General features: G+C 67.9%; 18 protein-coding genes, 1 other RNA gene and 1 riboswitch. Of the genes, 9 read left to right on the top strand and 10 right to left on the bottom strand.

Going from position 1 to position 26,608, the window contains the following annotated elements; all coding sequences use genetic code 11:
• Positions 1–25: 25 nt before the first annotated feature.
• Positions 26–1,159: a serine hydrolase domain-containing protein gene (locus ACI79V_RS19620; protein ID WP_456891931.1), complete on the bottom strand. Its 1,134-nt coding sequence runs from the start codon at positions 1,157–1,159 to the stop codon at positions 26–28.
• 180 nt (positions 1,160–1,339) lie between these two features.
• Here ACI79V_RS19620 and ACI79V_RS19615 point away from each other — a divergent pair, with 180 nt between their 5' ends.
• Positions 1,340–1,678 (top strand): GYD domain-containing protein, encoded by a 339-nt coding sequence (locus tag ACI79V_RS19615; protein WP_456891929.1) that lies wholly within the window; start codon positions 1,340–1,342, stop codon positions 1,676–1,678.
• On the opposite strand, the gene ACI79V_RS19610 is transcribed toward ACI79V_RS19615, so the two are convergent.
• A complete protein-coding gene (locus ACI79V_RS19610) occupies positions 1,569–2,450 on the bottom strand; it encodes a response regulator transcription factor (RefSeq protein ID WP_456891927.1) in 882 nt (293 codons plus the stop codon). The two genes, ACI79V_RS19615 and ACI79V_RS19610, sit on opposite strands and share 110 nt — an antisense overlap.
• Before the next feature lie 110 nt (positions 2,451–2,560).
• Complete coding sequence (locus ACI79V_RS19605) at positions 2,561–3,124, bottom strand: dihydrofolate reductase family protein (protein WP_456891925.1); 564 nt, start codon at positions 3,122–3,124, stop codon at positions 2,561–2,563.
• Between the two features lie 910 nt (positions 3,125–4,034).
• Between ACI79V_RS19605 and ACI79V_RS19600 the strand changes: the two genes are divergently transcribed.
• The 5 genes from ACI79V_RS19600 to ACI79V_RS19580 all read left to right on the top strand — a co-directional run bounded on the left by ACI79V_RS19600 (position 4,035) and on the right by ACI79V_RS19580 (position 16,346).
• Positions 4,035–4,904 carry a hypothetical protein gene (locus ACI79V_RS19600; RefSeq protein WP_456891924.1) on the top strand — a complete coding sequence of 290 codons (870 nt, stop codon included), beginning with the start codon at positions 4,035–4,037 and terminating at the stop codon, positions 4,902–4,904.
• Positions 4,905–5,591: 687 nt separating this feature from the next.
• Positions 5,592–8,444, top strand: a complete 2,853-nt coding sequence (locus ACI79V_RS19595) for a hypothetical protein (protein WP_456891922.1) — start codon at positions 5,592–5,594, stop codon at positions 8,442–8,444.
• Positions 8,445–8,446: 2 nt separating this feature from the next.
• Complete coding sequence (locus ACI79V_RS19590) at positions 8,447–9,526, top strand: hypothetical protein (protein WP_456891920.1); 1,080 nt, start codon at positions 8,447–8,449, stop codon at positions 9,524–9,526.
• Positions 9,523–15,120, top strand: coding sequence for a DEAD/DEAH box helicase (locus ACI79V_RS19585; RefSeq protein ID WP_456891918.1), 5,598 nt, complete (start codon positions 9,523–9,525; stop codon positions 15,118–15,120). The genes ACI79V_RS19590 and ACI79V_RS19585 overlap by 4 nt, the downstream gene beginning before the upstream one ends.
• A complete protein-coding gene (locus tag ACI79V_RS19580; protein WP_456891916.1) occupies positions 15,117–16,346 on the top strand; it encodes a RecB family exonuclease in 1,230 nt (409 codons plus the stop codon). The genes ACI79V_RS19585 and ACI79V_RS19580 overlap by 4 nt, the downstream gene beginning before the upstream one ends.
• On the opposite strand, the gene ACI79V_RS19575 is transcribed toward ACI79V_RS19580, so the two are convergent.
• The 6 genes from ACI79V_RS19575 to ACI79V_RS19550 form a co-directional block, all read right to left on the bottom strand.
• Positions 16,347–18,365, bottom strand: a complete 2,019-nt coding sequence (locus ACI79V_RS19575; protein ID WP_456891914.1) for a Druantia anti-phage system protein DruA — start codon at positions 18,363–18,365, stop codon at positions 16,347–16,349. It lies immediately after the preceding gene.
• Positions 18,326–19,741: an ATP-binding protein gene (locus ACI79V_RS19570; RefSeq protein ID WP_456891912.1), complete on the bottom strand. Its 1,416-nt coding sequence runs from the start codon at positions 19,739–19,741 to the stop codon at positions 18,326–18,328. Before ACI79V_RS19570 ends, ACI79V_RS19575 begins: the two co-directional genes overlap by 40 nt.
• A 126-nt stretch (positions 19,742–19,867) precedes the next feature.
• The gene (locus tag ACI79V_RS19565) at positions 19,868–20,248 is read right to left on the bottom strand and encodes a hypothetical protein (protein WP_456891911.1); all 381 of its coding nucleotides are present in this window, start codon (positions 20,246–20,248) and stop codon (positions 19,868–19,870) included.
• A gap of 96 nt (positions 20,249–20,344) precedes the next feature.
• The gene (locus ACI79V_RS19560) at positions 20,345–21,103 is read right to left on the bottom strand and encodes a hypothetical protein (protein WP_456891909.1); all 759 of its coding nucleotides are present in this window, start codon (positions 21,101–21,103) and stop codon (positions 20,345–20,347) included.
• Positions 21,104–21,588: 485 nt separating this feature from the next.
• Positions 21,589–22,596: an AAA family ATPase gene (locus tag ACI79V_RS19555; RefSeq protein ID WP_456891969.1), complete on the bottom strand. Its 1,008-nt coding sequence runs from the start codon at positions 22,594–22,596 to the stop codon at positions 21,589–21,591.
• Positions 22,596–22,817, bottom strand: coding sequence for a helix-turn-helix transcriptional regulator (locus ACI79V_RS19550; protein ID WP_456891907.1), 222 nt, complete (start codon positions 22,815–22,817; stop codon positions 22,596–22,598). The genes ACI79V_RS19555 and ACI79V_RS19550 overlap by 1 nt, the downstream gene beginning before the upstream one ends.
• 90 nt (positions 22,818–22,907) lie before the next feature.
• On the opposite strand from ACI79V_RS19550, the gene ACI79V_RS19545 reads away from it, so the two are divergent.
• Positions 22,908–23,567: a helix-turn-helix domain-containing protein gene (locus tag ACI79V_RS19545; RefSeq protein WP_456891905.1), complete on the top strand. Its 660-nt coding sequence runs from the start codon at positions 22,908–22,910 to the stop codon at positions 23,565–23,567.
• 1 nt (position 23,568) lies between these two features.
• Positions 23,569–24,705 carry a tyrosine-type recombinase/integrase gene (locus tag ACI79V_RS19540; RefSeq protein WP_456891903.1) on the top strand — a complete coding sequence of 379 codons (1,137 nt, stop codon included), beginning with the start codon at positions 23,569–23,571 and terminating at the stop codon, positions 24,703–24,705.
• Between the two features lie 46 nt (positions 24,706–24,751).
• Here ACI79V_RS19540 and rnpB read toward each other — a convergent pair.
• Positions 24,752–25,164: RNase P RNA component class A (rnpB, locus tag ACI79V_RS19535), an RNA gene on the bottom strand.
• A gap of 201 nt (positions 25,165–25,365) precedes the next feature.
• Positions 25,366–25,525, top strand: a riboswitch (cyclic di-AMP (ydaO/yuaA leader).
• A gap of 259 nt (positions 25,526–25,784) precedes the next feature.
• Between rnpB and ACI79V_RS19530 the strand changes: the two genes are divergently transcribed.
• Entirely contained in the window at positions 25,785–26,435 is a 651-nt protein-coding gene (locus ACI79V_RS19530; protein ID WP_456891901.1) for a hypothetical protein, read from the top strand.
• The last annotated feature ends 173 nt before the right edge of the window (positions 26,436–26,608 follow it).

Below are 26,608 nucleotides of genomic sequence, written 5' to 3'. Positions count from 1 at the left end.
TGGCGGGGGGTGGTCCCGCCGGACCTCAGATCGCGGCGTAGACGGCGTCGATGTAGGCCTGCGCGCGCGGGGAGCCGACGATGCCCGGTGCCATCCGGTTCATCATGTAGCTCGTCGTCACCCGGCGGTCGAGGTCCATCACGATCATCGAGCCACCCCAGCCACCCCAGAAGGCGACCCGGCCTCCCGGCAGGTAGGGCACGGCCGCGGACGGCGACAGCCCGAAGCCGATGCCCATGCGGAACGGCACGCCGAGGACCAGGTCGACGCCGTCGGCCTGGACCTCGAAGGCCAGGTCGAGGGTCTCGTCCGACAGCAGCCGGACGCCTCCGGCCTCGCCGCCCAGCGACACGACCCTCATGACGTCGAGGACGCCGCGGGCGTTGCTGTGCCCGTTGAGCGCGCCCAGGTCCGCGGCCCGCCACCCGGGCGTGTTGGCCTTGCTCGCGTCGGCCACCGGGCCGGTGAAGCAGCGGACGACCGGGCTGGCGGGGTCCATGGCCGCCAGGTCGAACGCCAGGGGCGGCGGGGGGACGACCGGCGCGATGCGGCCCTCGTCCTCCGGCGCGGCGCCGATCTGGAAGTCCGCCCCGAGCGGGCCGGCCAGCTCCTCGGCCACGTACTGCTTGAGCGACCGGCCGTCGACGCGACGCAGCACCTCGCCGAGCAGGTGGCCCTGGTTCTGCGCGTGGTAGCCGGACGCCGTCCCCGGCTCCCACCACGGCGCCTGGGCGGCGAGCCGCGTGACCGAGCTGTCCCAGTCGTACATGTCCTCCACGGTGAACGGCGGGTCCCAGCCGGCCACGCCGGAGGTGTGCGACATCAGGTGTGCCACGCGGATGCCCGCCTTGCCGTTGGCCCCGAACTCCGGCCAGTACTCCGCGACGGGGGCGTGCACGTCGAGCCGGCCCTGCTCGACCAGCGTCAGCACGGCGAGGGCGGTGATCGTCTTCGTCGTCGACCAGACGTTGACGATCGTGTCCTGCGTCCAGGGCGTCGTCCGCCCCTGGTCGCGCCAGCCGCCCCAGATGTCGACGACGGTCTCCCCGTCCACGTCGACGGCGATGGAGCCACCGAGCTCGTCGCCCTCGAGCTGCGCGGCGAACGCGTCGCGCACCCCGCGGAACCGGTCGTCGTACGTGCCGTGGACCTCGGCCATCAGGACTCCTCGGGGCCGGCGCGACCCCGGTGTCGCGTCGGCTGGATCCCACCACCGGGCTCGTCGAGGACGCAACGCGCCTCGGCCCCGGACGACGCCGACCCGCTGGGCGCCGGCCGGTCGTAGGCTCCGATCTCCACTCGCGGAGTCGCGCACGCCGACGCTCGGGAGGGAGCGACGATGCCGCTCTACCTGACCAGGTTCAGCTACACCCCGGAGACGTGGGCCCGGCTGATCGAGCACCCCGAGGACCGCCGGACTGCTGCCCGGACCTACATCGAGTCGGTCGGGGGGCAGTTCCACGGCTTCTGGTACGCCTTTGGCCCGCACGACGGGTACACCCTGTGGGAGGCCCCCGACAACGTGTCCATGGCCGCGGTCGCGCTCGCGCTGTCGGCCGGTGGCGCGCTCAGCACGGTGGAGACGACGGTGCTGCTGAGCGTCGACGAGACGATGGACGCCATGCGGACGGCCGCGCAGGTCCGGTACCGGCCGCCGGGGGCAGCGTCGCAGGGATAGCCGTACCGGCCTGCGGTCGCGGCCGCGGGAGGATGCCGAGCTCGCGCGCCCGGTCGACGGCGAGCAGCCGGTCGTGGCGGTCCAGCTTGCGATAGGCGTTCTCCAGGTGCTTGTGCACCGTGCGGGGGCTGATCCGCAGCAGGCGCGCGGCGGCGTCCGCGGTCAGCCCGTCGCCGACGTGAGCCAGGACCTGCACCTCGCGGGTGGTGAGGCCGAGCCGCTCGGCCGCCGCCGCGCCGTCCGGCGTCGTCGCCCACCGCGCGCCGACGGCCCGGTCCAGCAGCGCCAGGACCGGCTGCAGCGCGCACGCCGACGCCAGCTCCTGGTCGGTGAAGTCGGCACCCGACCGGTTCACCGTCCACCCCCGGCCGCCGGCCGCCGTGCGCGCGGTCAGGATGGTCAGCTGGTGCTCGGCGCCGCCCGGGCGGAGCAGATCGACGTAGGCCGGACTGCGCAACAGCTCCGCCCGGGTCGCCACGTCGCTCAGCCGTCGAGGCGCCGGCGCACCGCGGGACCGGTCGGCACGGTAGCTGCGCACCACCGGATGGCTGTCGGCCAGGGCGAGGAACTGCCGGGCCACGTCGCCACCGGGCCGTCCGCTGCGCGGCAGTCGCTCGACCCGGGCCCACCGACTGCCGAGGTCGAGCGCCACGTGCCCGATGAAGTCGGCGTGCAGCAGGTCCGTCAGGGCTCCGGCGACCACGCTCAGGTACTCGGCCCGGTCCGTCACGCCGTCGAGCTCGCCGACCAGCTCCGGCGACACCGACCGCATCCGCCCTCCCCACACGGCGACCCCGACACCGACCGCGGAGGTCGTGCGGAGGACGACAGCGTGGCACCGGATCGCCGTACCCGGCCAGACCGGCGCCCCGGCCCGGCCACTCAGTGCCTGGTCTCGTACCTGGTCAGGAGCACGCCGCCGGGGAACGTCCGGGTCTCCACCAGGGTCAGGTCCACCCGGTCGTCCAGGGCCGTGAAGAGCGGCGTGCCGCCGCCCACCAGGACCGGGTGGGTGACGAGCGCGTACTCGTCGACCAGCCGGGCCCGCATGGCCACCGCGGCGAGGGTGGCGCCGCCGACGTCCATGGGACCGCCGTCCTCGGACTTGAGCCGGGTGATCTCGGTGACGGCGTCACCGGTGACCAGGCGGGCGTTCCCGTCGACCGCGCCGATCGTGGAGGAGAACACCACCTTCGGCATGTCCCGCCAGCGGCGGGCGTACTCGATCTGCGCCGGTGTGGCGCCGGGCTGCTGGTCGGCGGTCGGCCAGTGGGAGCTCATCGCCTCCCACAGCCTGCGCCCGTACAGCGCCAGGCCCGTCGCCCCCACCCGGTCGGACCACCACTGGAACAGCTCGTCGCTCGGCACGCTCCAGCCGAGGCCGTCGCCGGGCGCGGCGATGTAGCCGTCCAGGCTCACGTTCATGGCGAAGGTCAGTTTCCGCACGGCGCAGCCTCCCGCGAGTCGGTGTCCGGCGTACGGACCGACGCGGCGCGGCGAACTGATCGGTCGGACCATACCGAGGGCCGCTCGACCGGACCGGGAACACCGCGGGACACCCTGCGGGACGGTCGCGGTCTCGTCGTCCGGGAGGGGCCGTCTGACGCCGGCCGGGGGTCGCGCCGACGACCACCTGTACGGACCGACGCCGCCCGCTGAGCGTGGGACCGGAGGTCGACGGCGGGACGACGGACGAGTCGGCCTGTACGCCGGGAACTGTCGAGCGGTAGTGCGTTCTTAGTCATCGCTAGACAGCAGCCACTTGAACTGCGGGTATTACGCTCCGCAGTCGGTATCGCCTCTCATCATCTGTCGTCCTCCTGTGCCCCCAGCGTGCCCCCGACCAACCTGGGGTTGTTAACGCGCGACTGGACGATGGAGGGACGTACCCCGCTCGCGCTCTCTGGGGTAGGCGGGGCATCGGGGAGCGTGATGGCGTCTACCGCAAGGTATCGATTTAACAACCGTCCGTACGCCCTGAGAGACGATGCGAGATGCCCGGTCCCTGCCCTCTCGATCATGGCGGGCCGCTCGAGCTTCTCAGGGGGCTCAGGGCCCGGAACGAGGATGGCCGGATCGCGGAGGTGGCTAGCGGCAGCCGGGGACAGGGCTCGATGGGCCGCTCATTCCAGAGCAGGGACCCGTGTTCCTGAGCGGCCCACTAAGGGACAGAGGAGGTCCACCGGACGGGTGCGCCGAGGTCGGTGGCGCAGACGGAGCCGTCGGTTGGGCCGCCAGGTGGGCGGCGACCACGGGCCGACGTCGTTTGGGTCACAAGCCGGCTCTCGGGATGCGGTGGCAACACTCACTAGCCAGTTGAGCCAAGAGACGGTAGGGCGTGTGACAGCGTCATGCGATGCGATCGTTCGACGAAGCCGGCCAAGGCCTGCGACGACTGGCTGATGCAATGTCCGAGCTCGTCCTTGCCCCGGACGCCCCACCGTGGCGCAGCAATAGCCGGGCAGCGCGTGAAGCAAGGGAGGAGGCGACCTACGCGGGCCCGTGGGGTGAGCAACCGTTCCGCGATGCGGTGATAGCTGGCAACCTGCCGCTTGAGGTGGCTCACTCACATCTGCTCAGCATGGCCATCCTCTTTCCGCTGGACGACGTGCTGACGGCGCCGGTGACGCTCGGCCGGACAGTAAGTGCGGCGTGTGCCCGCTCCTACTGGCTGCTTGACCCGGCTGCGGACGCGCGCGAGCGGTTGCGCCGAACGATGAACGTGCGACTCGCCACGATCGCCGAGGCCGCGGAGTTGCAACCGAATGACATTGACTCTCAGGCGAGATACCGGGAGATAAGCCGAGCTGTCACCCAGACGGCTGCCACCCACGACTTTGTTGTTAGGACGGAACGGGCTCGACCCGGGAGGGCCTGGCAGTTGGAGTACTTGGAGGACAAGGTGCCCAGCGAGATGGCGCTGGGCCGCGCGCTGCTCGGTGACAACGACAAGTACAGCGACAGGCAGTATCGACTTGGCTCCGCCGCCGTCCACGCTCAGTCGCACGCGTTGGATCTACTCGACCTGAGACTGAACGACGCAGATGGGCAGGGGGGGCTGCGCGTGGACTTACGTGCGCTTCTAGCGCACACCGCCGGTGCGGTGCTTGGCGTGTACAAGGCGGGCATGCGCGCCATGGAACATGCCGGGGTGCCGACCTATCGGTGGGAGCGCATAGGGACCTCAATCCTGCTCTCGTGGCGTGACGGCATGCGCACGCGGTAACTCCGCCGCTGCATGCCCATGAAGGCACTCGATCCATGGCAACTGACCAAGCTCTACGACAGTGCGGGTCGTTGCGCTCGCAACCCTGCCGCTGACCATGCCATCTGGGTCCACTTCCGCAACGTCCGGCCACATGTCTTCCCGGGCGCGCCGCTGCGCACCGCACTAGCGCGGTCATCGTCGGAGATGACGCCCGCTCACTCGCGAGACAGGCTCGGCCATGGGCCACGAGATGGCACACGCAGTCGGTGAGCACGGGTTCGGCACCAGCCTGATAGATGAGCGCGGCTGCCGCACAGCTGACAAGGTGCAGGAGGACGAGGCAGCCGAGATTTCGGGGGAACTGCTGACCCCTTCGAGGCTGCGAAGCGGCTCGCCCGCCAGCGGGCGACGGACGACGAGGTGGCACTGCGCTTCGGCGTCGGTCCGGAGTTGGCGCGCTGGCGGATGAACGCCAGGGGTGCCCACATCGTCGCGCGGGGGTCAGCGAATCACCGGTGAGCATCGGGCAGCTGACCGCCTGCTCGTCCAGTTACTTCGATCGTGGCCAATGTGTCGGTCCTCACAGTGAAACCTCCCTGCGGTCAGGTGGCAGGCATGCCAATGTGTCGGTCCTCTCAGTCAAACTTCGGTGCAGCCAGGTGGCCGGCATCTGGGGGGGCGACGGGGAAACGGGGGTGTATCACGATGGTCGAAGTCGCACGCGGCAGCACAGCCGAGACCCTGGAGTACTTCCACGAGGTACTCGATGCGCACTTCGAGGCCCTCCACGAACGCCGCGCGTCGCTTGGTACTCCTGCGCCCGTTTTCGCTTTGGAGCACGGCCTTTCGGAGGACGACCGGAAGCTTCTGCGGGATGCCGTCGTCGCGGCCCACCGCCAACGCCTTCTCACCCGTGCCACCAGTCGTTGGTGGCTCCCATTCGTCGTTCACGCCGCTGAGGTCGGTTATATCTACGACGGCATCGAGTTCTGGCCGATCTACGCCGCGAGCACGCCCGGCTGGTCGGACAGTGAGTACGAGCGGGACCGCGTGCGGGACTGGTTCCGCAGGTTCTCCAAGGAGTACGGCGGGGCAATTCCGCAGGGAGCCTGGGCGACAACGTTCCGCAAGATCGCCTGGCCGATCACGCACGCGGTGCTGCCGCGCTACCTCCAGGTCCAGCTGGCTCGAATGCTCTACGACTACCGCACGAGCTGGCCCAGTTCGCTTGATGACCCGGAAGCGCTCGGCGTGCGGCTCCACTCATGGTCGCGTTACTACGGCGAGCGACTCGAGAAGTTCTGCCAGAACACCGCCCTGCTCGGTCACGTTGCCGTCGCGCTTCTCCTGTCGGCGGAAGACGAGCCCTCGCCGTACATCGAGTCTTCGACCCTGGATCGCTTGGTCGACAGCCTCAACAGTGAACGGCAGTCACGGCGGTGGCTCCACGACGCCCGGAAGTCGGCAAGCACCGTCAAGACGCGCAACTTTCAACGGCCTATCGGAGGAATGAAGAGCACCACATCCGATCGTCGGGTGCCGGCTCTCACGGATCCAAAGTTCCAGCTGAAGCTCCAGGGCGAAGTGTGGCACGCCTATGCCGTGATTCCTGATCTCAAGCCGCTCCAGAACAGCCTTCCTGTCGTTTACGACGTTCTCCGAGACTCGCGCGCCTCCGTTGCTGGTTCCCGGGAGATCATTCGCAGCGGCGCATTGCTCTACGCACTGGCACCGGTCGAACTGTTCACATGGCCGTCGCCAGTTGAGCCGTTCCTGCAGCTCAAGAATGCGTCACCGACAGTGAACCTCCTGATCGCCGATCAGTGCCGTATGACCGGCGGCCCCTGGTGGGTCTTCCGCCGGAAGCAAGGCGGACCGGCGACCGAGGTAAAGGGCAAGTTTGTCCGGCCCGGCGGCCTCTACTGCATCGTCGGCGCACCTGATCTGTCGCCTCCCGAGGTTGCGTGGTGCGAGCCCGTCGAGATTGCTGTCGAGGCCGTGTCTGCGTACTCGTTGCGGGTGCCCGAGGCACTTGCAGAGCCCGAGATCCGCGCGTTGGTGTCGGCTGGGCTGTCCGTCCAGACCGATCTGTCGATTCAGCCGGTCGGGGTGACGGCTAGCAGCTGGGATGGTGAGGGCGCGGTCGAATGGCTCGCCGGCGAGCCCGCACTGGTCAGCATTCGAGCCGAACACTCACCTCAGAAGTGTCGGCTGAGCATCAACGGTGACCCGTACTACGTCGACTGGCCCGCGGGTGCGACCGAACTGTTCCTGTCCCTGGAGGGGCTCGCCGTCGGCACACATGAGGTCGTCGTCGCTCTTGGTGACCTCGAGCGCGACGGCCGCAGCGCGGGCGGCACACTAATCGTCTCCATCCGTGACCCTCAGGCCCCTGGGGAGGGGATCTTCGCGGGCGAAGGCATCCGGCTGCGAACCTCTCCGGCTCAGCCCAGCTTGCCGGAACTCTGGGACGGTCGAGCCGCCCTTGAGGTCGATGGTCCCGCGGGTATGCAGGCCGACCTCGCGATCACGCTTCGTGACGGCGATGGGCGATCGCTGGGCAACACAATCCGGCGTTCGGTGGAACTGCCCGTGTCGGGAGACGACTGGCGCCGCGTGTTCCCGCAGCTGAGGGCGGCCAACGAACTCGCGCGTCACTACGACGAGGCTGACGTCGCCGAACTCACGGTCAGCCGGGCAGGGGTGGGGTTCGCGGCCCTCACCTGCGAACGCGGGTTCCGCGGACTGCGCTGGGTGCTCACCAAGTGCCACGATGGCGACTACACCGCGCGCCTGATCGATCGCACCGACGGTGACGCCGTCGCCATCGACTTCTTCCCGATGGATCGTCCTCTCGCGGCTCAAAGGCAGCCGGTCGACCAGGAGTTCGCCAGCCCGCCCCGGGGCGGCTTGCTCTGGGCTACGAGCGGCGAGCAGACCGCCGGACAGATCGTTCCGCCCGATCCCAACCAACTGCTGCGCATAGGGGCAACAACTCCGTCTGTCCCGGCGCGGACGAAGTCCCTGGCCGAGGCGCGCAATCTCATCGATCACCACCGTCGATGGAGCGACGCCGAACTACCGGCGCACCCCTTCGGCGTACGAGACCGTGAACGAGTCCTCCAGGCCATCACCACAGCCTTGGCCGTCATGCTCGCGCCGGGGCAGTGGGCACACTTCGAGCACCAGATTGCAGGCGTCGCCGCAGAGGATGTGGACCTCAACCGCGCTCAGAAGTTGGTGGGAGACACCACCGCTCAGTGGGCGACGGCGCAGGCCATCGCATCTAATCTTTGGCAGTGGAACAGTCCCGAAGCCCTGATCTTGGGCTTCAGTGAGGCCATCGCTGCTCTCGCCAAGTCGAGCGGCATGACGGACATCAGGAAGGGCGCCCGCTTCCTCCTCCAACTGGCGAGTTCCCCCGGCGAACTCCTCGACTGGGATCGGGATGAGGTGAACCAGTATCTGCGCTGCGTGCTCACCACCCCGGTGCTGGTTCGTGCGGCGCGGTTCGCCGTGCTGGGGACGATCAACGAATTGGCAGGAGGAGTCGGATGACAGTGCAACGCATCGAGCGTGCCGAGGTCGCCGCTCGCGCCACGGGCATTCTCGGGCTCGACCCTGCGGCGGACGACCTGTTCTCGACCGAGGGCCTGTGCGCCTCGCTCCGACGAACTGCGTCATTCCAGTGCCCGGCGTCGCCCCGTCAAATCGTCGATGCCGTAGTGGAGGCGCTCGCACCACTATCTGAGGGGCTCGCACGCGACACCGTCGTCGAGGCACTGGACGCCCTCGTGATGTCAGGGGATCTCCTCGAACTTCACCAGCCTGGCAGCCGATCCCGGCTGCTCTTCCTCGGCCCTCCGTCCTTTGTCGAGAAGCACCCCGGCGAATACCTGCTGCTCGGCATCCGGCCCCTCGCGGCGGCCCTGCTGGGCGCGACCGCCATGGATGCCGAAATCATTTATGACGCACACACGCGATCCGTCCTGCTGGATGCGGATTCCGGCGCCGCCAGCCTCGTGGCAGCTGGACTCCATTGCGTGACGAAGAAGCAGTGGACGAAGGCACCCCGCGTTGAGTCGCCGGCCGAGGTGATCGAGAAGACCCGAGGACGTCTCGCTGCTGAGCGGGCTGTCGGGGTGGTCAATGGCTTGACCATCCTCGGGCCTGCCGGCTCTGGTCAGTTCTACAAGGGGCGCTGGCGGGAGCCCACCGACGCGGACAACGGGATGTTCACCGGGCGACGACCGCAGGCCTATGGAGCACCGATCTGGTGCGCCGTTGACCTTGCGGGCGGCGTGCCCCAGGCAGTGCTCGATCTCCCCGTCGACTCCACCATCGCTCCTGGGTGGGACGAGGCGCGGCGAATCCAAGCCGCGCTCGACACGGACCGCGGGGCGCCCCATGTCTACCGAGTCCGTGCCGGCGACCGGCCGGGCGCTACCTTCCTCGACTTCTTCGCGCCGCTGCCGTCGTGGGCGGAGCGCTACCTGGCGATCAGCGGGTGGCCCGCAGCGGCGAAGGGACCCAAGTCGCTCTTCTCGTACTGCGTGCCTGACGCTGCCGTTGTCGACGCTCAACAGTTCCTCTCGTCGTCCCTCTGGATGACCGCGATCAAGGAAGATCAGAAACTATGACGGCGCGTGCCCTCACCATTGCGGAGACGATCAATGAGATTCGACTGGCCCTTCGCGAGTACATCGAAGCGACCTATCACATAGGCCATCCGTCCCTGATCCGTCAGCGACAGGTGCTGCTCGACGATCCGGGCAACACCTTCCAGGCGCCGTTCCTGGAAAGCACGCCCCGCTACACGCCGGGCAAACGGTTCGCCGAACTCGAACTCGACAGCGCCGTCCATGACTTGTTCGCCGTCCTGACGTCGAAGGACGACGGCCGGAAGCCGTTGGTGTTCGATCCGCCCTACACCCACCAGGCGACTGCCCTCGAAGCGACAGCCCGGGACGGCCAGAGCCTCGTTGTGATGACCGGCACCGGTTCCGGGAAGACGGAGTCGTTCCTGCTGCCGATGCTGGCCAAGCTCGCCGACGAGGCGGCCAACCGGCCCGACTCATTTGCCACCCCGGCGGTGCGGGCGTTGGTGCTCTATCCGATGAACGCCCTGGTCAACGACCAGCTCGGTCGCCTCAGGCTGCTGCTCGGGGACAAGCGCGTCAGGTCCCAGTTCACCGCGTGGGCCGACCGGCCAGCCCGCTTCGCGCGCTACACCAGCCGCACGCTGTACCCCGGGGTGCGCACGGCCAAGAAGGATGGCCTGCGGCTCAACTCCATCAAGAAGTACTACATCAAACTGCTCGAAGAGGCAGCTAAGGACGGCTCGCCACGTCAGGAACGCGCCAAGAAGCTCAAGAAAGAGCTGGAGGACCGCGGCAAGTGGCCCGCCAAGCCGGACCTGGCGGCGTGGTACGGCTCGGGCGAGTGGTTCGACCGCAAGACGAAGAAGCCGCGCCGTGCCGTCATGCGGCCCGAGGACGCCGAGTTGCTCACCCGAGACGAGGTCCTCAACTGGCCCCCCGACGTCCTGATCACCAACTACTCGATGTTGGAGTACATGCTGATGCGGCCGCTCGAACGGCCCATCTTCGACGCCACTCGGCAGTGGCTCCAAGACCACCCTGACGAGAAGTTTCTGCTGATCGTTGATGAGGCGCACCTGTACCGGGGAGCCGCCGGTGCGGAGGTCGCACTGCTGTTGCGCCGACTGCGCGCGCGACTGGGCATCCCGGCCGAGCGAGTTCAAGTGATCGCCACGAGCGCGTCATTCTCCAGCACGGACTACGCACGGCAGTTCGCTGCAGCCCTCACCGGCAAGCAGGTCTCCGACTTCGCCGACGCTGTGACCGGCGATCTCGACCTCCGCTCTCCCGATGGTCCCGGTTCTCAGGCAGACGCTGAGGCGCTGGCCGGGATCGCAATGGAGGACTACTACGCCGCAGAGAGCGACCAGGCGCGCCTCAACGCAGTGGATCCTCTACTTGCCTACCGCGGCGTCAAGGCTGACGCGGGAGAAACGTCCAGCGCGGTCCTGCATGCGGCACTGCGTGACTTCCCGCCGCTGGCGCGGCTCGTCAACGAGACGATGAAGAAGGCGCTGCCGGTGAGTGAACTTGGCGCTCTCGTGTTCCCTGAGGTCGAGCAGACCATCGCGGACCAGGCTGTTTCGACGCTGATCTCGCTCGGGAGCGCTGCTCGCCGGAGCGAGGGGGAAGCGGGACTGCTGCCGTGCCGGGTCCACGCCTTCTTCCGCGGTCTCCCAGGCCTGTGGGCGTGCCTCGATTCCAACTGCGACGTCGACCGAGGGGACATCCCCAAGGGCCCGATCGGTGCCATGTACGGGCAGCCGCAACAGACCTGTGACTGCGGCGCTCGGGTCTTCGAGCTCTACACGTGCCGGCAGTGCGGGACAGCGTACGCCCGCGCCTACACGGACGACCTTGAGAACCCGACCTATCTGTGGCAGGAGCCAGGACGCGCCTTCAACGCGGCCTCGGGACCGGTCGCTGAATTGCAGGCGATCGACCTGCTGCTTGAGGAGCCATCCGACGACATCGACCACGCCCAGCTTCAGGAACTCGACCTGATCACCGGCAGGCTGAACCCTCAGGACCTTGGGGAGCGCTGGCGGAAGGTGTGGCTGCGGTACCCGCGTCACGGTGAGCAGTCGACGGGCGATGATGATGACTCGCCGAAGTCGAAGATCACCGGTGAGTTCATCCCTTGTGGGGTCTGCGGCGACCAGGCCAACTTCGGGCGCACCAGCGTTCAGGATCACCAGACAAAGGGTGACCAGCCATTCCAGGCCCTCGTGAGCCGACAGATCGAAGTGCAGCCGCCCGGCCCGCAGCCCGCCGACGACTTCGCGCCCCTGCGCGGGAGAAAGGTGCTGGCCTTCTCTGACTCGCGTCAGGTTGCAGCCCGACTAGCTCCGAACGTCCAGGACTATTCGCTCCGCGACGCCGTTCGGCCGATCGTGCTGAAGGGCTGGGACGAACTCTCGAAGCAGATGATCGCACCGACTCTGAGCCTGGAGCACATCTACCTCGCCGCCATGGTGGGCGCGAAGCTGCTCGGTGTCCGCCTGCGGCCGGAACTGACCGGCACCGAAGACTTCACGGCGTTCACGCAGGTGTCGAAGTCGATCGACAAGGGTGCGCTCACGGATCCGCTTGAGTTCTATCAGCTGTACTCGATCCACGACGACCCGCCGCAGTCGCTGCTGCGCAACCTGGTCCCGACGCTGACGAGCCGCTACTACAACTTCGCTGCGCTCGGCCTGGCATCAATTCGGGAGCGTGGCAATCTCCGCGACGAAGTCCTCGGAGAACTCATCGACATCCCCGGTGTGGCTGTGACTCCTCAGGAGAAGCTAGCCCTCGTCCGGCTGTGGCTGTCCCTCTGGACGCGGACGGGCATCTGGTTCTCTGCCATGAGTGCCGACTGGAAGGGCACCAAGGTCCAGGCAGTGTCGGGCAAGTTCAGCAAGCTGATGAGTTGGCTGCCGTCCAAGGAAGCACGCAAGACCTTCGAGAAGGAATGGCTCCCTGTCCTGCAGGGGAAGTTCTGCAAGAAGGTCGGCGACAGGTACCAGCTGCAGGCCCGCAACTTAGCGCTCGAAATCGACCCCGTCTGGGGCTACTGCGACAAGTGCCGGTTCACTCAGCGGCCGTTCCCCGGCCGGAAGACCTGCATAGCTTGCGGAGCCGACAAGGTACGCGAGTTGGACCCCGACGAGGACGAGGTCTTCAGCGCACGGAAGGGGTACTACCGCGCGAGCTCGAAGCGCGCGATGGCGACACCGCCCGGTGAGGTCATGAGCATCGTGGCGGCCGAGCACACCGCCCAGCTCAACTCGTCGCAGACGGATGACATCTTCTCCAAGGCGGAGATGTACGAACTCCTCTTCCAGGACGTCAACATCGCCGTTCCCGCACCAGGCGAACAACCGGAGGTTGCGATCGACCTCCTGTCGTGCACGACCACCATGGAGGTCGGTATCGACATCGGCAGCCTGAGCGGCGTAGCCCTCCGAAACATGCCGCCCTCACGCGCCAACTACCAACAGCGAGCCGGTCGCGCCGGCCGTCGCGGCAACGCCGTCGCCACCGTCATCGCGTTCGGGAGTGCGGACACGCACGACGACCACTACTTCCGTGAGCCGAAGGACATGATCAGCGGGGAGGTCACGGACCCGATCCTGACCATGGGCAACATCGAGATCGCCAAGCGTCATGTGACGGCGTTCTTGCTTCAGCGCTACCACCAGGATCGGGTCACGACGTTCGACCCCGAGACCATGCCGGCCAACCTCTTCGAGGTGCTCGGTTCGGTGACCGACTTCTTGTCGGACACGGCGACCCTGAACCGAACGGACTTCGAGAAGTGGCTCGCCGCGAACGAGTCAGCGCTCCGCACGGAGGTCGATGGCTGGCTTCCGGATGAGATTGCCGGCGACGACCGGGACGAGGTTCTCGACGGGCTGATCAAGACGACGCTTGGTGGCATCGACGAGGCGTTGGACATCGCGGCCAGCGGTGGCACCACCGCGGACTCGGACGCTGACGAAGGAGCACCGACGCCCGACGCCGACGACGCTTCTGAGACAGACAGCAGCGACGGAGACGGTGACGCCGACGCCGAGATCCCGTCGGAAGATGGCGGCGAAGACCTCAGCTCGCAACGTGCCCGCACGAAGCTGCTCGACCGACTCCTCTACAAGGGGATCTTGCCGCGATACGCCTTCCCAACGGACGTGGTCAGCTTCCACATCTTCGATGAGGGCCGGTCGACTGCCTTCCGACCGGTGTTCCAGTACGCACCGAGCCAGGGCCTGAGCGTCGCGCTGAGCCAGTACGCGCCAGGCAAGGTCGTATGGGTGGACAAGCGCGAGTGGACGTCGTCTGCGCTCTACTCGCCGATGCGACGTGAGCTCACAGACGCGTGGCGCAACCGCCTCATGTACTTCGAGTGCCAGGACTGCCACTACGCGACGCACGTTCCTTGGGAGCAAGCAGACCGCGGGCGGACTAGCTTCTGCCCGGCGTGCAAGGGAGAGCGCTTCGGCCCCGGCATGAACTGGCTGCGGCCGCCCGGCTTCGCACACCCGATCTCGGAACCGCCCGGCACCAGCCCGGATGACGCCCCGGCGATCTCTTACGCGACCCGGGCGAAGCTCATTGCCAGCGGCCCGGGGGATGAATCGCTGTGGGAACCGGTGACCGAGCGCGTGCATCAGAACTTTGACCGTCAGCCTCTTCTGGTCTCGAACACGGGACCACGTAACGAGGGCTACACCTTCTGCACATGGTGCGGGCTCATCGAACCGACGGCGATGCCAACGCCACTCTTGGCGGGAACGCACCCGAAGCCGTTCCCGACTGACCCGAAGGACACGATGTGTCCAGGCGGCCGAGCTTCGCGTGGCTTGGTGCTCGGCACTGACTTCATCTCGGATGTGTTGCTCGTCCGGATGGCTGTGTCCGATCCTGTGACCCTGCGACCGTCTTACCTGTCCTCGCAAGTGGCGCTGCGCACCGTGGCGGAAGCGCTCACCATCGCGGCGACCAAGGCGCTGGAGATTGAGGCCAACGAGCTTCAGGCGGAGTTCCGGCCCGCGTTGACGCCTCTGGGCGGTCACGGCCGTGAAGCAGAGATTTATCTGTACGACACGCTGGCCGGCGGTGCTGGATTTACCGAGCAGGCCGGCAAGCTCGGCATCGACCTCTTCAAGCTCGCGCTCAAGCGACTCGAAGAGTGCCCGGCCGACTGCGAGGAGTCCTGCTACCGGTGTCTGCGGAGCTTCCGCAACCGCTTCGAACACACCCAGCTCGACCGGCACGTCGGCGCGAGCCTTCTGCGCTACCTGATTGACGGGACCCTTCCGACGCTGTCGCAGCAGCGTCTGGACCGTTCCGCAGACCGGCTGTACGAGGATCTGGTCCGTTCGGGGATCGACGGCGTCGAGTTCGAGCGCAACGCGACGGTGAGTGTCGAGGGCATCGGCAGCGTTGAGGTGCCGATTCTCGCGACCAAGCCAAGCGGTGAGCGAGCGCTCATCGGGGTCCATGGACCGCTGACGCCTGATGTCGCCCCAACCCTTGAACTGCACCGGGTGCACCAGGAGACGTTTGAGCGTGTCAAGCTGGTCGACGACTTGATCATCGCTCGCAGTCTGCCGAGCGCGTCGCTTGAGGTGCGGGAGTTCGTGCGGTGACGACCGAGGGCGCTCGGTTCGACACCGACGTACCGGGCATCTGGGGTCATTGGCCGACGACGCCCGCGCTCTGGAGTTACTCGTCGCTGAAGGAGATCGAGGTTTGTCCTCGCCGCTGGATGCTCTCGCATGCGACCTATCCAGACCTGTGGGGTCGTCGGGGGTATCCGTCGCTGCCGGTGGTTGCGGCAATTTTTGGGAACGTCGTCCACGGCGTCGTCGAGCGACTGGCGCAGGCGCTGGCCGACGCCAGCATCGAGGCGGCCACCCCCGGCGCCGTCATCAGCGTGCTCGGCGACCAGGGTGGTTGGCGCGGGATCGTCATGCGGGAGATCGAGCACCAGCTTGCCCGCTTCGACGACAACCCCCGGGTCAGCGCTGAGCGGATTGACCGAGTGCGCGAGGAGTTGATCCGCCGCGCACCGCAGGCGGCTGACCAGGTCAAGGTCTTCCTCGGTCGGGAAGCCTTGCCAGCCGGTCGAGGCTCATCGACAGCGGAGGCCTCAACGTGGGGGACCGGAAAACCTTCACGGTTGCCTGCTGCCCCTGGCACGCATGCGGAGCGTGAAGTCTGCGCCGACACGTTGCGGCTGACCGGGCGCATCGACCTGTTGGTCATTGACGATGCTGACGTCACGGTTGTGGACTTCAAGACGGGCGAGGAAGACACCGGTCACGACGATCAGGTGCGGCTCTACGCGCTCTTGTGGAGCCTCGATGACCAGACCAACCCTGAGGGTCGGCCAGCTACCAAGCTAGAAGTCGCGTACCCATCGCGCACGCGCTTCGTGGAGCCCCTCGACCAGGCGGGCCTGAATGCATTGGAGAGCTCAACCGCAGCGCGGATCGCGGTAGCTGATGCGATCACCGAAGAAGTTGCACCGACGGCAACCCCCAGCCCTGAGGGCTGCCAGTTCTGTCAGGTCAAGCACTTGTGTGATGTTTATTGGTCGACCATCCCGCCGGCGGTGTCGGAGACCACGACTGAGGAATGGTTCGACTTCGAAGGGCGCGTTCTTCGGCCGCATGGGACCCGAAGCTGGTACTTGGAGGCCGCCAACGCAACAGTAGAGGTGCTCGTGCGGACAGTCGAGACGAATGTGCCGTTCCCGCAGGGTGCGCGAGTACGGCTCCTCGGCGTTCGCCGAACTATCGATCCGGACGAGCAGGACCGGCTCGTCATCTCGATGGTGAGTACGTCTGAGTGGTACGCGGCGTCCTCGTAGCTACGCCTGGGCCTGATCGACACTGAAAGGCAACTGCTCGTCAGCGTTGGATGCCGGTAGAGGCACGCGGGCGCCGTGTCGCACCGGCCGCACCAACCGATGGCCCTTCATGGCCGCCACCACGTGCTCCTGAGCCGCGCGCTTCAACGCCCATCGTTCCAACCACCACTTCGCGACGGATTCGCCGACGTCATCGGGCTCGGGGTCGAGCAGATAGTCGGGCTCCGCGTCGACGCCCAGCGAGTAGTCGCGCACATTCTCGACGAGGGGTACGCCGTAGAGGATTCGCTCCCGTCCATGCTTGAGGAGTTCGTTTGCAGGCCATCCCAGCGCCGCGAGGCCAAATCGAACCTTGCGAAGACGCGGACTCACACCCTCCCCGAACAGACTGTTGACGCGCGTGAGGCTCCCGGTCTGCTCCGAGAGCCGGACCAACGCATCCACCGTCGCATCGGAGAAGTGGGACGTTCCGAAGGACCGCGAGCGGCCGAGTTCATGGAACCCCATGCGCTGGCTCTCCGGACCGCCCATGGTCGACGCCGGCCAGAACAGCCGGTTGTACTGGCTCGAACCGGTGCCATACAGCGACGTTGTTCCTACGAACGACAAGCGAGCCTCGCGCGCGATCGGGCGGCCCGCCATCGCCGAGGCGATCTCGCTCGGGCGGGCGTACTTGGCCCGGTAGGCAGCCAGGACAACCGGTGACACAGCCAGGGCGCCGACCAGCTTGCCGGCCGCCAACGAACTGTACGGAGCGACCGCGCCACAGACGGTGAGATCAGCAATCACGGTGCCGACGCGTTCGCCGCGCGCTCGTCGAGCGATGCGACCGATCTGCGCCTTGGCCTTGGGATCAGCCAGTGCTTCCCGGAGTCCGGACGCCGACGGCCTGGCCCCGAGGTAGGCGCCCAGCAGACCCTGGATCTCAAGTGTCTCAGCGAGCAGCGCGGACCGCTTGGACCTGAACAAGGGCGTTTCAGCACGCGCAACCCAGGCATCAGTCTCGATGTCGCGAACCTTCCGGATCGGACCCCCGCGGTGGTGCTTTGCCCGGTGACGCTCCGCATCGGCTCGCAAGCGGGCTGCAACATCCGGAGTTGGGGTCTTGAGGTCGTTCGGCTGGATGACTCCGTCTCGGAGCAAGTCATCGACATAAATCTCGAGCCGTTGGGTTTTGATCCGTCCGGCTAGCCAGCGGGCAATCTTGTCGGTCGGCGCGGCCTGAACGTCGGCGACGAACTGCTTGGTGTCCCAGCCCATCCAGTTGTCCCGCTCGGCGATCTGCACAACCGGGCTCGAGATCGCCGCGAGCCCGATCACGGCGTGAAACTCGGTAGCAGCGTCGCGGATCAAGACCGGCATTGACCGGCCGGGCACCGTCGAGTAGGCGTTGGACCAGGTGTGGCGGAAGTAGCGCCAGATGTCGTGCAGGTTGAAGCCGGTCAGTTCGCACTTGAGGGAACTGTCAGCTATTTGCACGTACGGCTGGATGACCTCTGACGCGTCGCCCCCGCCTATCAGTGCATCCGCAAGCTCGCGCCCGTCCCGCATCAGGTTGAAGATCGAAACGAGGCGGCCTCGGTGTTGATGTGATCGTTCCATGTTCGCAACGAAGCGCCGGACGCTGGGCTGGCGAAGTTGAGCGTCACGGCGAATGTGCTCTTGCCGCCGTATGCGCGCCTTCTCCGCCTCACGGTCGAGGTGTACGTCCGGGGGACTCAGCAAGGCACCGAGCTTGTCGACCTGGATAATCCAGCCCTGGTCGACGAGATCGATCAGGGTGTGTGCTGCCGCTGCCAGCCAGGGCTTGTTGTAGAGGTCTCCGAGTTCGGCCGCGGTGATCCAGAATGCGTGATCCACGGCGACCTCGGGATCGAGCTGTGCCCAGGAGAGCAGGGTGCAGAGGCGGATGAAGCCCCGCCGCTCGTTGAGCGTTGCCCCGGACGGCAACGCCAACGGGATGTATTTCGCGTCCCCGGTCATGACTTCTGCAGCATCCGTCCATACGTAGCGCTCCACGCCTCAAGTAGGTCGTCGATCCGATGGCCGTCCCGCTCCAACTGTGCCGCGCTCCGGGCAAAGGACAGCAGGAGGAGTTCGATCGACGTCCGCAGGTCAGCTGCGGCGTCGCCGTCAATTCCCTGCAGTGGTTGGTACAGCGCCGCGAAGGCAGGGTGGTCAGCGTTGAGAGTCAAGTCGAGCGTCCGCTGAGCCAGCTGCGCCTGGAGCATCACCGCCATCGGCAGCGCGTCGGAGCCGATCCGGTACTGGATAGGTCCGCTGCGCCCGCCGGATGAGATGAGCGGCAAATCCGGGTCAGCAGCCGCGGCGATGCGGCAGGACTTCTCTGCGGCGGCTTGGAACTTCACGTCCTCGAAGGCTTGGCGGACTCGTGCGCTCAGGAGCCGGGCGATCGACTCAAGCTCCGGCTCGATTGCTTCACGAAGGGTTGCCGATGGGCGGATTCCCTGCTTGTTGATGGTGATGCCGAAGTGCTCGTCGAGACTCGGATTGAACTCGATCTCGCAGCGCCACCAGTCGTCGTAGTTCTCGCGTCGCTTGCCACCCATCAAGTGCCAGCCAGTGGCAATCTCTCGACCGGCCCTTAGGATCGAGACCCCGCCTCCTCCAACAATGCCGACTCGGCGCTTGGTCACGTTGTCGAGGCTGTGCCAGCGGTGAACCGGCAACATCACGAACCGAACGGTGACAACGGACGTGCCGCCGCCCGTGGCTTCTAACTCGTACTGGAGTTCGTCGAATGCCAGCTGAGCTGTTGCACCTTCCACCTTGGTCGTCCTCAGTGTCGGATCGACGACCTCAACCCTGGCGCCATTGATCATGATAGTGACCCCACCCGCGATGAAGCGGCGATACATGCGCCCCAGGTCGCGGCGCAGCGAGCGCTCCAGCCAAGCCAAGCGCCGGTACTCGATCCGGTCGCACTCGACCCAGCGAACTCGACAGCCGGATATCCCCGTGCTTTGCAGTCCGCGCCGCGCAGCGAATGCCGGCTCCGATCCCGCGACAATCGCGTCCACGTCGAGTGTGACCGTCTGCTCGACGCCGTTGTTCCGCCACGCCGTAACTTCCACCCGCCGCGCTTGACTGAGACTCGCCGCCGGCAGCCCCATGCCGAACCGTCCGAATGACTGCCGGGCGTCGAAGCGGGAGGAGCCGCCGAACCGCAGGCACTGCTCAAGCTCGCCCTTGGTCATGCCGATGCCGTTGTCCTCAACGGTGATCTCTGGAAGGCCATCGGACGTGACTCGCCGGATCGTGATCGCGACCTCAGTGGCCGAAGCCTGCAGCGAGTTGTCCACCAGTTCAGCGAGGGCCGTCGAGATGCTCAGATAGCCGGCCTCGCGGACGGCCCGGATGAAGTTGGAGGACACCACGAGGTCGTCAGCGCCCTGAGCAAGTCGGCTCATGATCCTCCGTACATCGGGACGAGACTCGGTCGATCTAGAGTAGCTGCTCGAACGCCGGATGCGCAGCAGGTCGACAGGCCCATCTTCTCCTCAAGACCGTGACGAGATGGTGACGCTGATCCGCTTGGTCTTTGCCGGTTCCGTGAGATCGAGACCCTGCCCATCGGCAAGGATCAGGCGAACCGTTGGCCGCGTGGAGCCTGCCGTCATCACGTAGGGCGTGGCGCTGCGCAGCCACACAAGCTTGCCGGTCCGTTGCAGGTCGAAGACCACCTGATGGGCCGCAGTGACAATCGTGAGCAGGTGATCCTCAACACTCGTGGAAGCGATGACGTCGCCCGCGAGCGCCTCGGGCATCGGCGACAGCGACTTCAGCGAGTTGATGCCGAGCACCTGAAGCCTCTCGATCTCCATGCCTTCCAGGCGCGCCAGAAGGGACTCAATCTCATCAGATGTCTGGATCGCTGCCATGCTCGTCATCCTCGCGCACGGCCACCGCGCAGCACCCCACGTACTGATCACCTCCTCGCACCCCGTCAGCCCTATCGACAGGAGGCGGCGTCCGGATCAGCTATCATCGTCGGTTCGACCGACGCGCTCGTGGTGGTGGAGGTCGAGCATCTCGACAAGCTCCTTCATCGCCGACTCGCGCCAGGACGTGACCTCGTTCAGGCCGTAGCCGGTCGACCTGACGAAGGCGGTCTTGAACCGCTGGAGGGTCCGGGGGAAGTCCGGCAGCCGGAGAAGGCTGCCCAGGTGGAACGTGGGACCCGGGTTGTCGAGCGGACGCACGACCGTGAAGAGGTGGACGGACACGGCCTTGTGAGCCAGTTGCTTGGCGAACTCATAGTCGTGGCCGCCTTCCGCGAGTCGGTCTGCTTGGTCGAGGAAGACCACTGGGCCACCGGCGTCCCAGAACGACTGGCGCGCTTCCCGGAACTTCCGGTACGTGATGACCTGGACCGCGGCCTCCTCCGTCACCGCGTCCCGGCACGCCTTCGACAGCCCGGGGCTCAACCGGTCATCGACCGTCAGGTTGCGGACCGCGAGCTCCGGCAGGTAGCCCTGCAGCCGCGCCGTGATGTCCTCAGACTCCTCGTGCCCACCGGTCAGGACCATGCCTCGCTGGTCGGGGCTGAGCGTGCCGTCGTCGGCGAGCTGGGCAATGCGGCAGGCGATGAGGGCTGCGTTGTCGCTCCACGGCGCGTGCGTTGTCCATGTGCGGCCGACGTACCGCATGTGGGCGAGCTCGCTCATCTGCGCGGGCGTGAGCTGCCGGCCGGGCAACTGCTCGACGTCGAGGTACTTGAGGTCGTGGGGGCTCATCGGTCTCTTTCGTGTCGGGCCCCTGCTTTCGGGCAGGGCGAAGCCACGGCCGCCCAACGGCGGCCCCACTGGATGTGGATTCGGGGCCTCAGGCCCCGGAGACGTCCCTCGACGGGACGGGTCGCCAGCACTCCGCGCTTCGCGCGGTGCCTCGACCATCAGGTTGGTTCGGCGGCAGGGGGTGCCCGCAGGCGCCCGGGCGTCGCCTCGGCGCGCAGGGCTATAGCCCCAGTCGAGTCGAAGCCCGTCGACTGAGCGCCTGCGTGGCGCTCACTTCCGCAACCTCGGCCTTGACGCTGAGATTCATTCGGCGCCGGCGCCTCCGGGCGCCGACGGGTCGGGATCTGCCCAGGTGGGGGCCCGTAGGGCACCCCGGCCATCGACCCGGGACGCCCTTCAGGGGCGTCCCGGACTCGGGGATGTAGTAGTGGTCGGGAAGGGGGGTTGTAGGGGGGAAACCACTCACTCACTTCCCGGTCGAGGCATCACTTTCCGACCACTTCCGGCATGGTGTTGATCAGGAGTCGGGCGCTGGTCCCGCGGCGCCCGCTGCCCCTCGTCGTCAGCCAACCGACGGCGATCATCTCCTCGATCAACTGCTTGGCGTGGTGCTCGGACCGGACACCCGGGAGGCTGTGGGCCACGTGCCTCTTCGCCTGGCTGATCGACACGAGGACCTCGGGCCCGGCGGCACGCAGAGCAGCGTGAGCCGCTTCCCGGAGGTTCTGCGCCTCCGGCCGCCGGCCGGAGTGCCGAGGCTTCCCAGGATCCGGATCGCCGACCCCCTCGATCAGACCCTGTTCGTCGTAGGACAGACGGCGACGGATCCGAGGGACTTCGTTGCCGCTCGTCGTCAGCCATCCGTCCTTGACCAGGACGAGATGCCGGAAGTAGGCCTCGATGCTGGTGTTGCCGGACGGGCGGTCACCGCTGTTCTTGGGCGTGTGGTGGACCACGACGAGTGGGAGCCCGTGGTCGAGCACCTTGTCGAGGTTCGCGAGTGCAGTGCCCACCTGCGCGTTCTCCGTGATGTCCGCTTGTTTCGCCCAGGACAGGAGGTTGTCCAGCACCACGAGCCCGACGTCCTCTGCCGCACACTCGCCGGCGAGCCGGGTCCAGGCCGACTCGTTCCTCCAGTCCGGCGGTGCTGCGACGGCGACGCACGGTGAGGCCGAGGAGCCCAGTCGCCGGGCGTACTCGATCCGCCCTCCACCGTCGGAGGCGAGGATGAGCACCGACCGCGCGGCCTGAACGGTGTGCCCCTGCCAGCTTTCCCCGGAGGCAACCGCCCGGACCAGCTGAACCACGAGGCCGGTCTTGCCGACCTTGGGCGGCCCGTACACCAGGGTGGAAGCGGCGTGGATCATGCCGTCCATCACGAAGACCGGCCGGTCGTTCTCCTCGACGAGGATCTCGATCGGGGTCCGGGCGTTGATGTTGGTCAGCCGGGACCAGTTCGGCCGCAGCTCCAGCTGGGGCGCGAGGCTCAGCATCACGCCGGCCAGTCGGTGACGCCGGGAGCCTGCCGGTCCAGCCAGGCGTCCACGTCGGTACGGCGGTACCGCACGTACTTCCCGACCCGGAAGCGCTTCGGGCCCAGCCCGCGGCTGTTCCAGGCGTACACGGTGGCGACGGGTACGCCGAGGTAGCCCGCCACGTCGATCGCCGTGAGCAGCGGCTCAGCTTCGGCGATCCGGTTCATCTGTGTTGCCATGAGTCACTCTCTAGATACGATGTGTTGTGACGAGACAGACGGTGCCACGGTGTGTGGACAGCTGTCAAGGCGCGTTGTTACTGTGCGTTTGTGACACAGGACAACGAGTGGGCGCAGCGGCTCACGGCCGTCATCGCCGGTCAGCTCAAGGCCATCCGTCAAGAGCGGGGCATGAGCGCCCAGCAGCTCGCGGACGCCACGGTGAACCTCGGCCACCCGGTGCCTCGCTCCGTGATCGCCAACCTCGAGAACGGCCGCAGGGACTCCATCGGGATTCCCGAGGTCCTCGTGCTCGCGCGTGCCCTCGACGTCCCCCCCGTGACACTCCTGTTCCCCCTCGGACGCCGGTCGGACGTGGAGGTACTGCCCGGGACAAGCGTCGGCACCTGGACCGCGGTGCGCTGGTTCACCGGTGAGGGCGGGACACCGAGAGCGTCGGATGGGGCCGAGGTGTCCGAGCCCTACTCGGGCGTGCGGGCGGACCCACCGGTCGCGATGTTCCGAGAAGACGACGCGCTCCGAGACTCGTACCTCGTCGCGCGCGGCTGGCTGCTACACGCGCCAGAGTCGTCACCTGGAGTCGTCGAGCAGGCCCGCAGAGAGCTGATCGCAGCAGCCAACAGATGGAGTCGCCACCGTCGGCGGATGAGGGACCTGGGGCTGGAGCCGGGCCGGCTGCCACCGGAGATCTGGCCCGCGGATGTCATCGAGACGGTCGATGGTCCAGCTTCCAGAGAGGTCGGGAACTAGCGTGGCGAGCGTCTACAAGCGCAACCGGCGGCGCGAGGGAAAGCCGGACCTGGTCACCTGGGAGACGCGGTGGCGAGACCTCACCGGGGCCCAGCGGAAGAAGACGTTCACGCGGAAGGTCGACGCCGACCGGTACGCCACCGCCATCGAGCACTCGATGCTGACCGGGGCCTACGTCGACCCAAAGGCCGGAAAGGTGACCTTCCAGGAGTACGCCGAGCAGTGGCGCGCCGGGCAGGTGCACCGTCCCACCACGCAGGCGCACCACGAGACGATGCTGCGCCGGCACGCGTACCCGCACCTGGGCCACCGGCCGCTCGCCGACATCCGGCCCAGCGAGATCCAGGCCTGGGTGAAGCGGCTGTCCGAGACACTCGCGCCGTCCACCGTCGGTGTGGTGCACCGCATCGTCGCCGGCATCTTCAAGGCCGCCGTCCGCGACCGGCGAGTGGCGACGAGCCCGTGCGAGGGGACAAAGCTCCCCAAGCGGCAGCCGAAGCGGGTGGAGCCACTGTCCACCGAGGCGGTGGCCGCGCTCATCGCCGCCGCACCGGACCGCTACCGCGCCCTGCTCGTGCTGGCTGCCGGCACCGGGATGCGTCAGGGCGAGGTCTTCGGCCTGACCGTCGACCGGATCAACTTCCTCCGGCGCCAGATCACGGTGGATCGGCAGCTCGTGCTCCTCCCGGGCAGGGAGCCCTTCCTGGCCCCACCGAAGACGCCCGCCTCCCACCGGACCATCCCGCTCCCCCAGCTCGTCCTGGACGCCCTGGCGGGACACTTGGCGGCCTTTCCCGTCGACGCGGACGGCTTCGTGTTCACCACAGAGGTGGGCAAGCCGATCCGGCGGACGGCGTTCTCAGCGCAGGTGTGGCAGCCCGCCGCGCGGGCGGTGAGGCTTCCGACGACGGAGACGTTCCACGGGCTCCGGCACCACTACGCGTCGCTGCTCATCCGGCACGGCGAGTCGGTGAAGACCGTCCAGGCGCGTCTCGGGCACGCCTCGGCCTCAGAGACGCTGGACACCTACTCGCACCTGTGGCCGGACTCCGATGACCGCACCCGTGAGGCCGTGGACGAGGCCTGGCGCGGAGCGGTCGTGCCCCCGGTGTGCCCCCAGGCGTTGGCGGTTCGGTAACGCAGCGAGGTCTCTGCAGGCCAACGCCCCGTTGGAGCGGGGGCGACGGACGAGTCGGCCTGTACGCCGGGTTCTGTCCTCGGGCGCCTCGCGGCCTCCCGATGGGCGGTCATCCATCTAGGCCCGCCGTTGCCGGCGGGCTCGAGCGGTCCACCCGCAGGCTCGGGCGGGCAGCCCTCGAACGCCTGCGCGGGACGGCGGTCCGGTCGCCCAGCCGCCGTCCCTTCTCGACCTTGCTCCGGGTGGGGTTTACCGAGCCGCACCGGTCACCCGGTGCGCTGGTGGTCTCTTACACCACCGTTTCACCCTCACCAGCGGCGAGCCGCTGGCGGTCTGTTCTCTGTGGCACTGTCCCGCGGGTCACCCCGGGTCGCCGTTAGCGACCACCCTGCCCTGTGGAGCCCGGACGTTCCTCGGCGACGGGGTCTCCCCCGCCGACGCGACCGCCCGGCCGACTCGTCCGTCGTGCGGCCAGTCTACGGGCCCTCCGCACGGGGTCCCATGACGCCCGGCCACCGGCGCGACGCTCCCGGTGAAAAGACACGCCGGGGCCCACCAGCCAACTCCTCCAGTTCACCGACCCGGAGTTGGCACAAGCGCACAAGACCTCTACGGTTTCGGCGTCCGGTCGGTCGTCACCTCCCCCATCCGGGGGAACCGCGCCGGATGCCGCCGAGTCGCGCCGGCCCCGTCGACGCGAACCGGGGACCCACCGCACCACTGGGGTGAGTCCCGCCTCCCGAGCCCTGCTCGGGGGCGGGTAGGGCGCATCCCCGCCCGAACCCGTCAGCTGACCCGGTAGGCGGCCAAGGGAGAAACGGAGATCTGCAGCGAGGGGCGCCGAGCGGCGCCCGTCCTCGCACCCCCAGACACCGTCGCCGCGACCCGCTGGACACCTACGCCGGTCGCCGCGTACCGGGCACGGACCTCGGCACCCCTGCGCGTCGCCTGCCTCCGGCGGGCTCCGCACGGTCGCGCGCGTCCGGCTGCCCGTCCCCTCAGGTCACCCCTCATCCGGAACGGGGACCCGCCCGGTCAGCGGGCGGCCCCACGGACCACAGTCAGGAGCTCTCCTCACCATGCCCTCGAACACCCCTCGCCGCACCGGCGTCCGCCGGTCGCTGACCGTCGGCGCCTTCGCCGTCGCCTTCGGCCTCGCCGGCCAGTCCGCTGCTCAGGCCCACGACTGGGACCGCGACCGCGGCTGGGACCGTGGCGGCTGGGACCGCTGGGACCGGACCTCGGCCACGGCTCCGGCCGAGTCCGGGTCCGAGGCCTCGGCGGAGGCCCCCGCACCCGCCCCCGCTCCGGCGGAGGCGCCCGCGGTGCCCACCGGGGCTGCCGCACCGGCTCCGGCTGCGACGCTGCCCGTCTCGACGGACCTGAGCGGCAAGCCGACCCCCACCTCGACCGCCTACAGCGCGTGGGCGGCGCACGTCCGCCCGGTCGTCGCCGAGGTCACCCAGGCCTTCGGCGTGTCCACGGTCCTCACCCGGCCCGGCCACTCGCCGACGCAGGAGCTCGCCGCCGACTTCATGGTCTACAGCGACTCCGCCAAGGGTGACGCCGTCGCCCAGTACGTGATCGACAACGCCGAGCGGTTCAACGTCGACTACGTCATCTGGGAGCAGCGGATCTACATGATCGGCGGCTCCGGCTGGCAGGCGATGGAGGACCGCGGGTCGATCACCGCCAACCACTACGACCACGTGCACGTCAGCTTCAACTGACCGGCGGCCGTGGGGACGCGGTACCCCGGCCGCGTCCCCACGGCACGCTTCGTCGTGCACCGGCCGGCCTCATCCCGGGGGGGGGGGGGGGGGGGGGGGGGGGGGGGGGGGGGGGGGGGGGGGGGGGGGGGGGGGGGGGGGGGGGGGGGGGGGGGGGGGGGGGGGGGGGGGGG

The organism is Geodermatophilus sp. SYSU D00700, assembly GCF_054050255.1.
Note: the sequence above shows the minus strand (reverse complement) of the source record. Positions and strands in the feature narration are given on the sequence as shown.

Excerpts from the sequence above, each read along its gene's own strand:
- ACI79V_RS19620 (WP_456891931.1), bottom strand. The coding sequence starts at position 1,159 with ATGGCCGAGGTCCACGGCACGTACGACGACCGGTTCCGCGGGGTGCGC.
- ACI79V_RS19615 (WP_456891929.1), top strand. The coding sequence starts at position 1,340 with ATGCCGCTCTACCTGACCAGGTTCAGCTACACCCCGGAGACGTGGGCC.
- ACI79V_RS19610 (WP_456891927.1), bottom strand. The coding sequence starts at position 2,450 with ATGCGGTCGGTGTCGCCGGAGCTGGTCGGCGAGCTCGACGGCGTGACG.
- ACI79V_RS19600 (WP_456891924.1), top strand. The coding sequence starts at position 4,035 with ATGCGATCGTTCGACGAAGCCGGCCAAGGCCTGCGACGACTGGCTGAT.
- ACI79V_RS19595 (WP_456891922.1), top strand. The coding sequence starts at position 5,592 with ATGGTCGAAGTCGCACGCGGCAGCACAGCCGAGACCCTGGAGTACTTC.
- ACI79V_RS19585 (WP_456891918.1), top strand. The coding sequence starts at position 9,523 with ATGACGGCGCGTGCCCTCACCATTGCGGAGACGATCAATGAGATTCGA.
- ACI79V_RS19565 (WP_456891911.1), bottom strand. The coding sequence starts at position 20,248 with ATGGCAGCGATCCAGACATCTGATGAGATTGAGTCCCTTCTGGCGCGC.
- ACI79V_RS19560 (WP_456891909.1), bottom strand. The coding sequence starts at position 21,103 with ATGAGCCCCCACGACCTCAAGTACCTCGACGTCGAGCAGTTGCCCGGC.
- ACI79V_RS19555 (WP_456891969.1), bottom strand. The coding sequence starts at position 22,596 with ATGCTGAGCCTCGCGCCCCAGCTGGAGCTGCGGCCGAACTGGTCCCGG.
- ACI79V_RS19550 (WP_456891907.1), bottom strand. The coding sequence starts at position 22,817 with ATGGCAACACAGATGAACCGGATCGCCGAAGCTGAGCCGCTGCTCACG.
- ACI79V_RS19530 (WP_456891901.1), top strand. The coding sequence starts at position 25,785 with ATGCCCTCGAACACCCCTCGCCGCACCGGCGTCCGCCGGTCGCTGACC.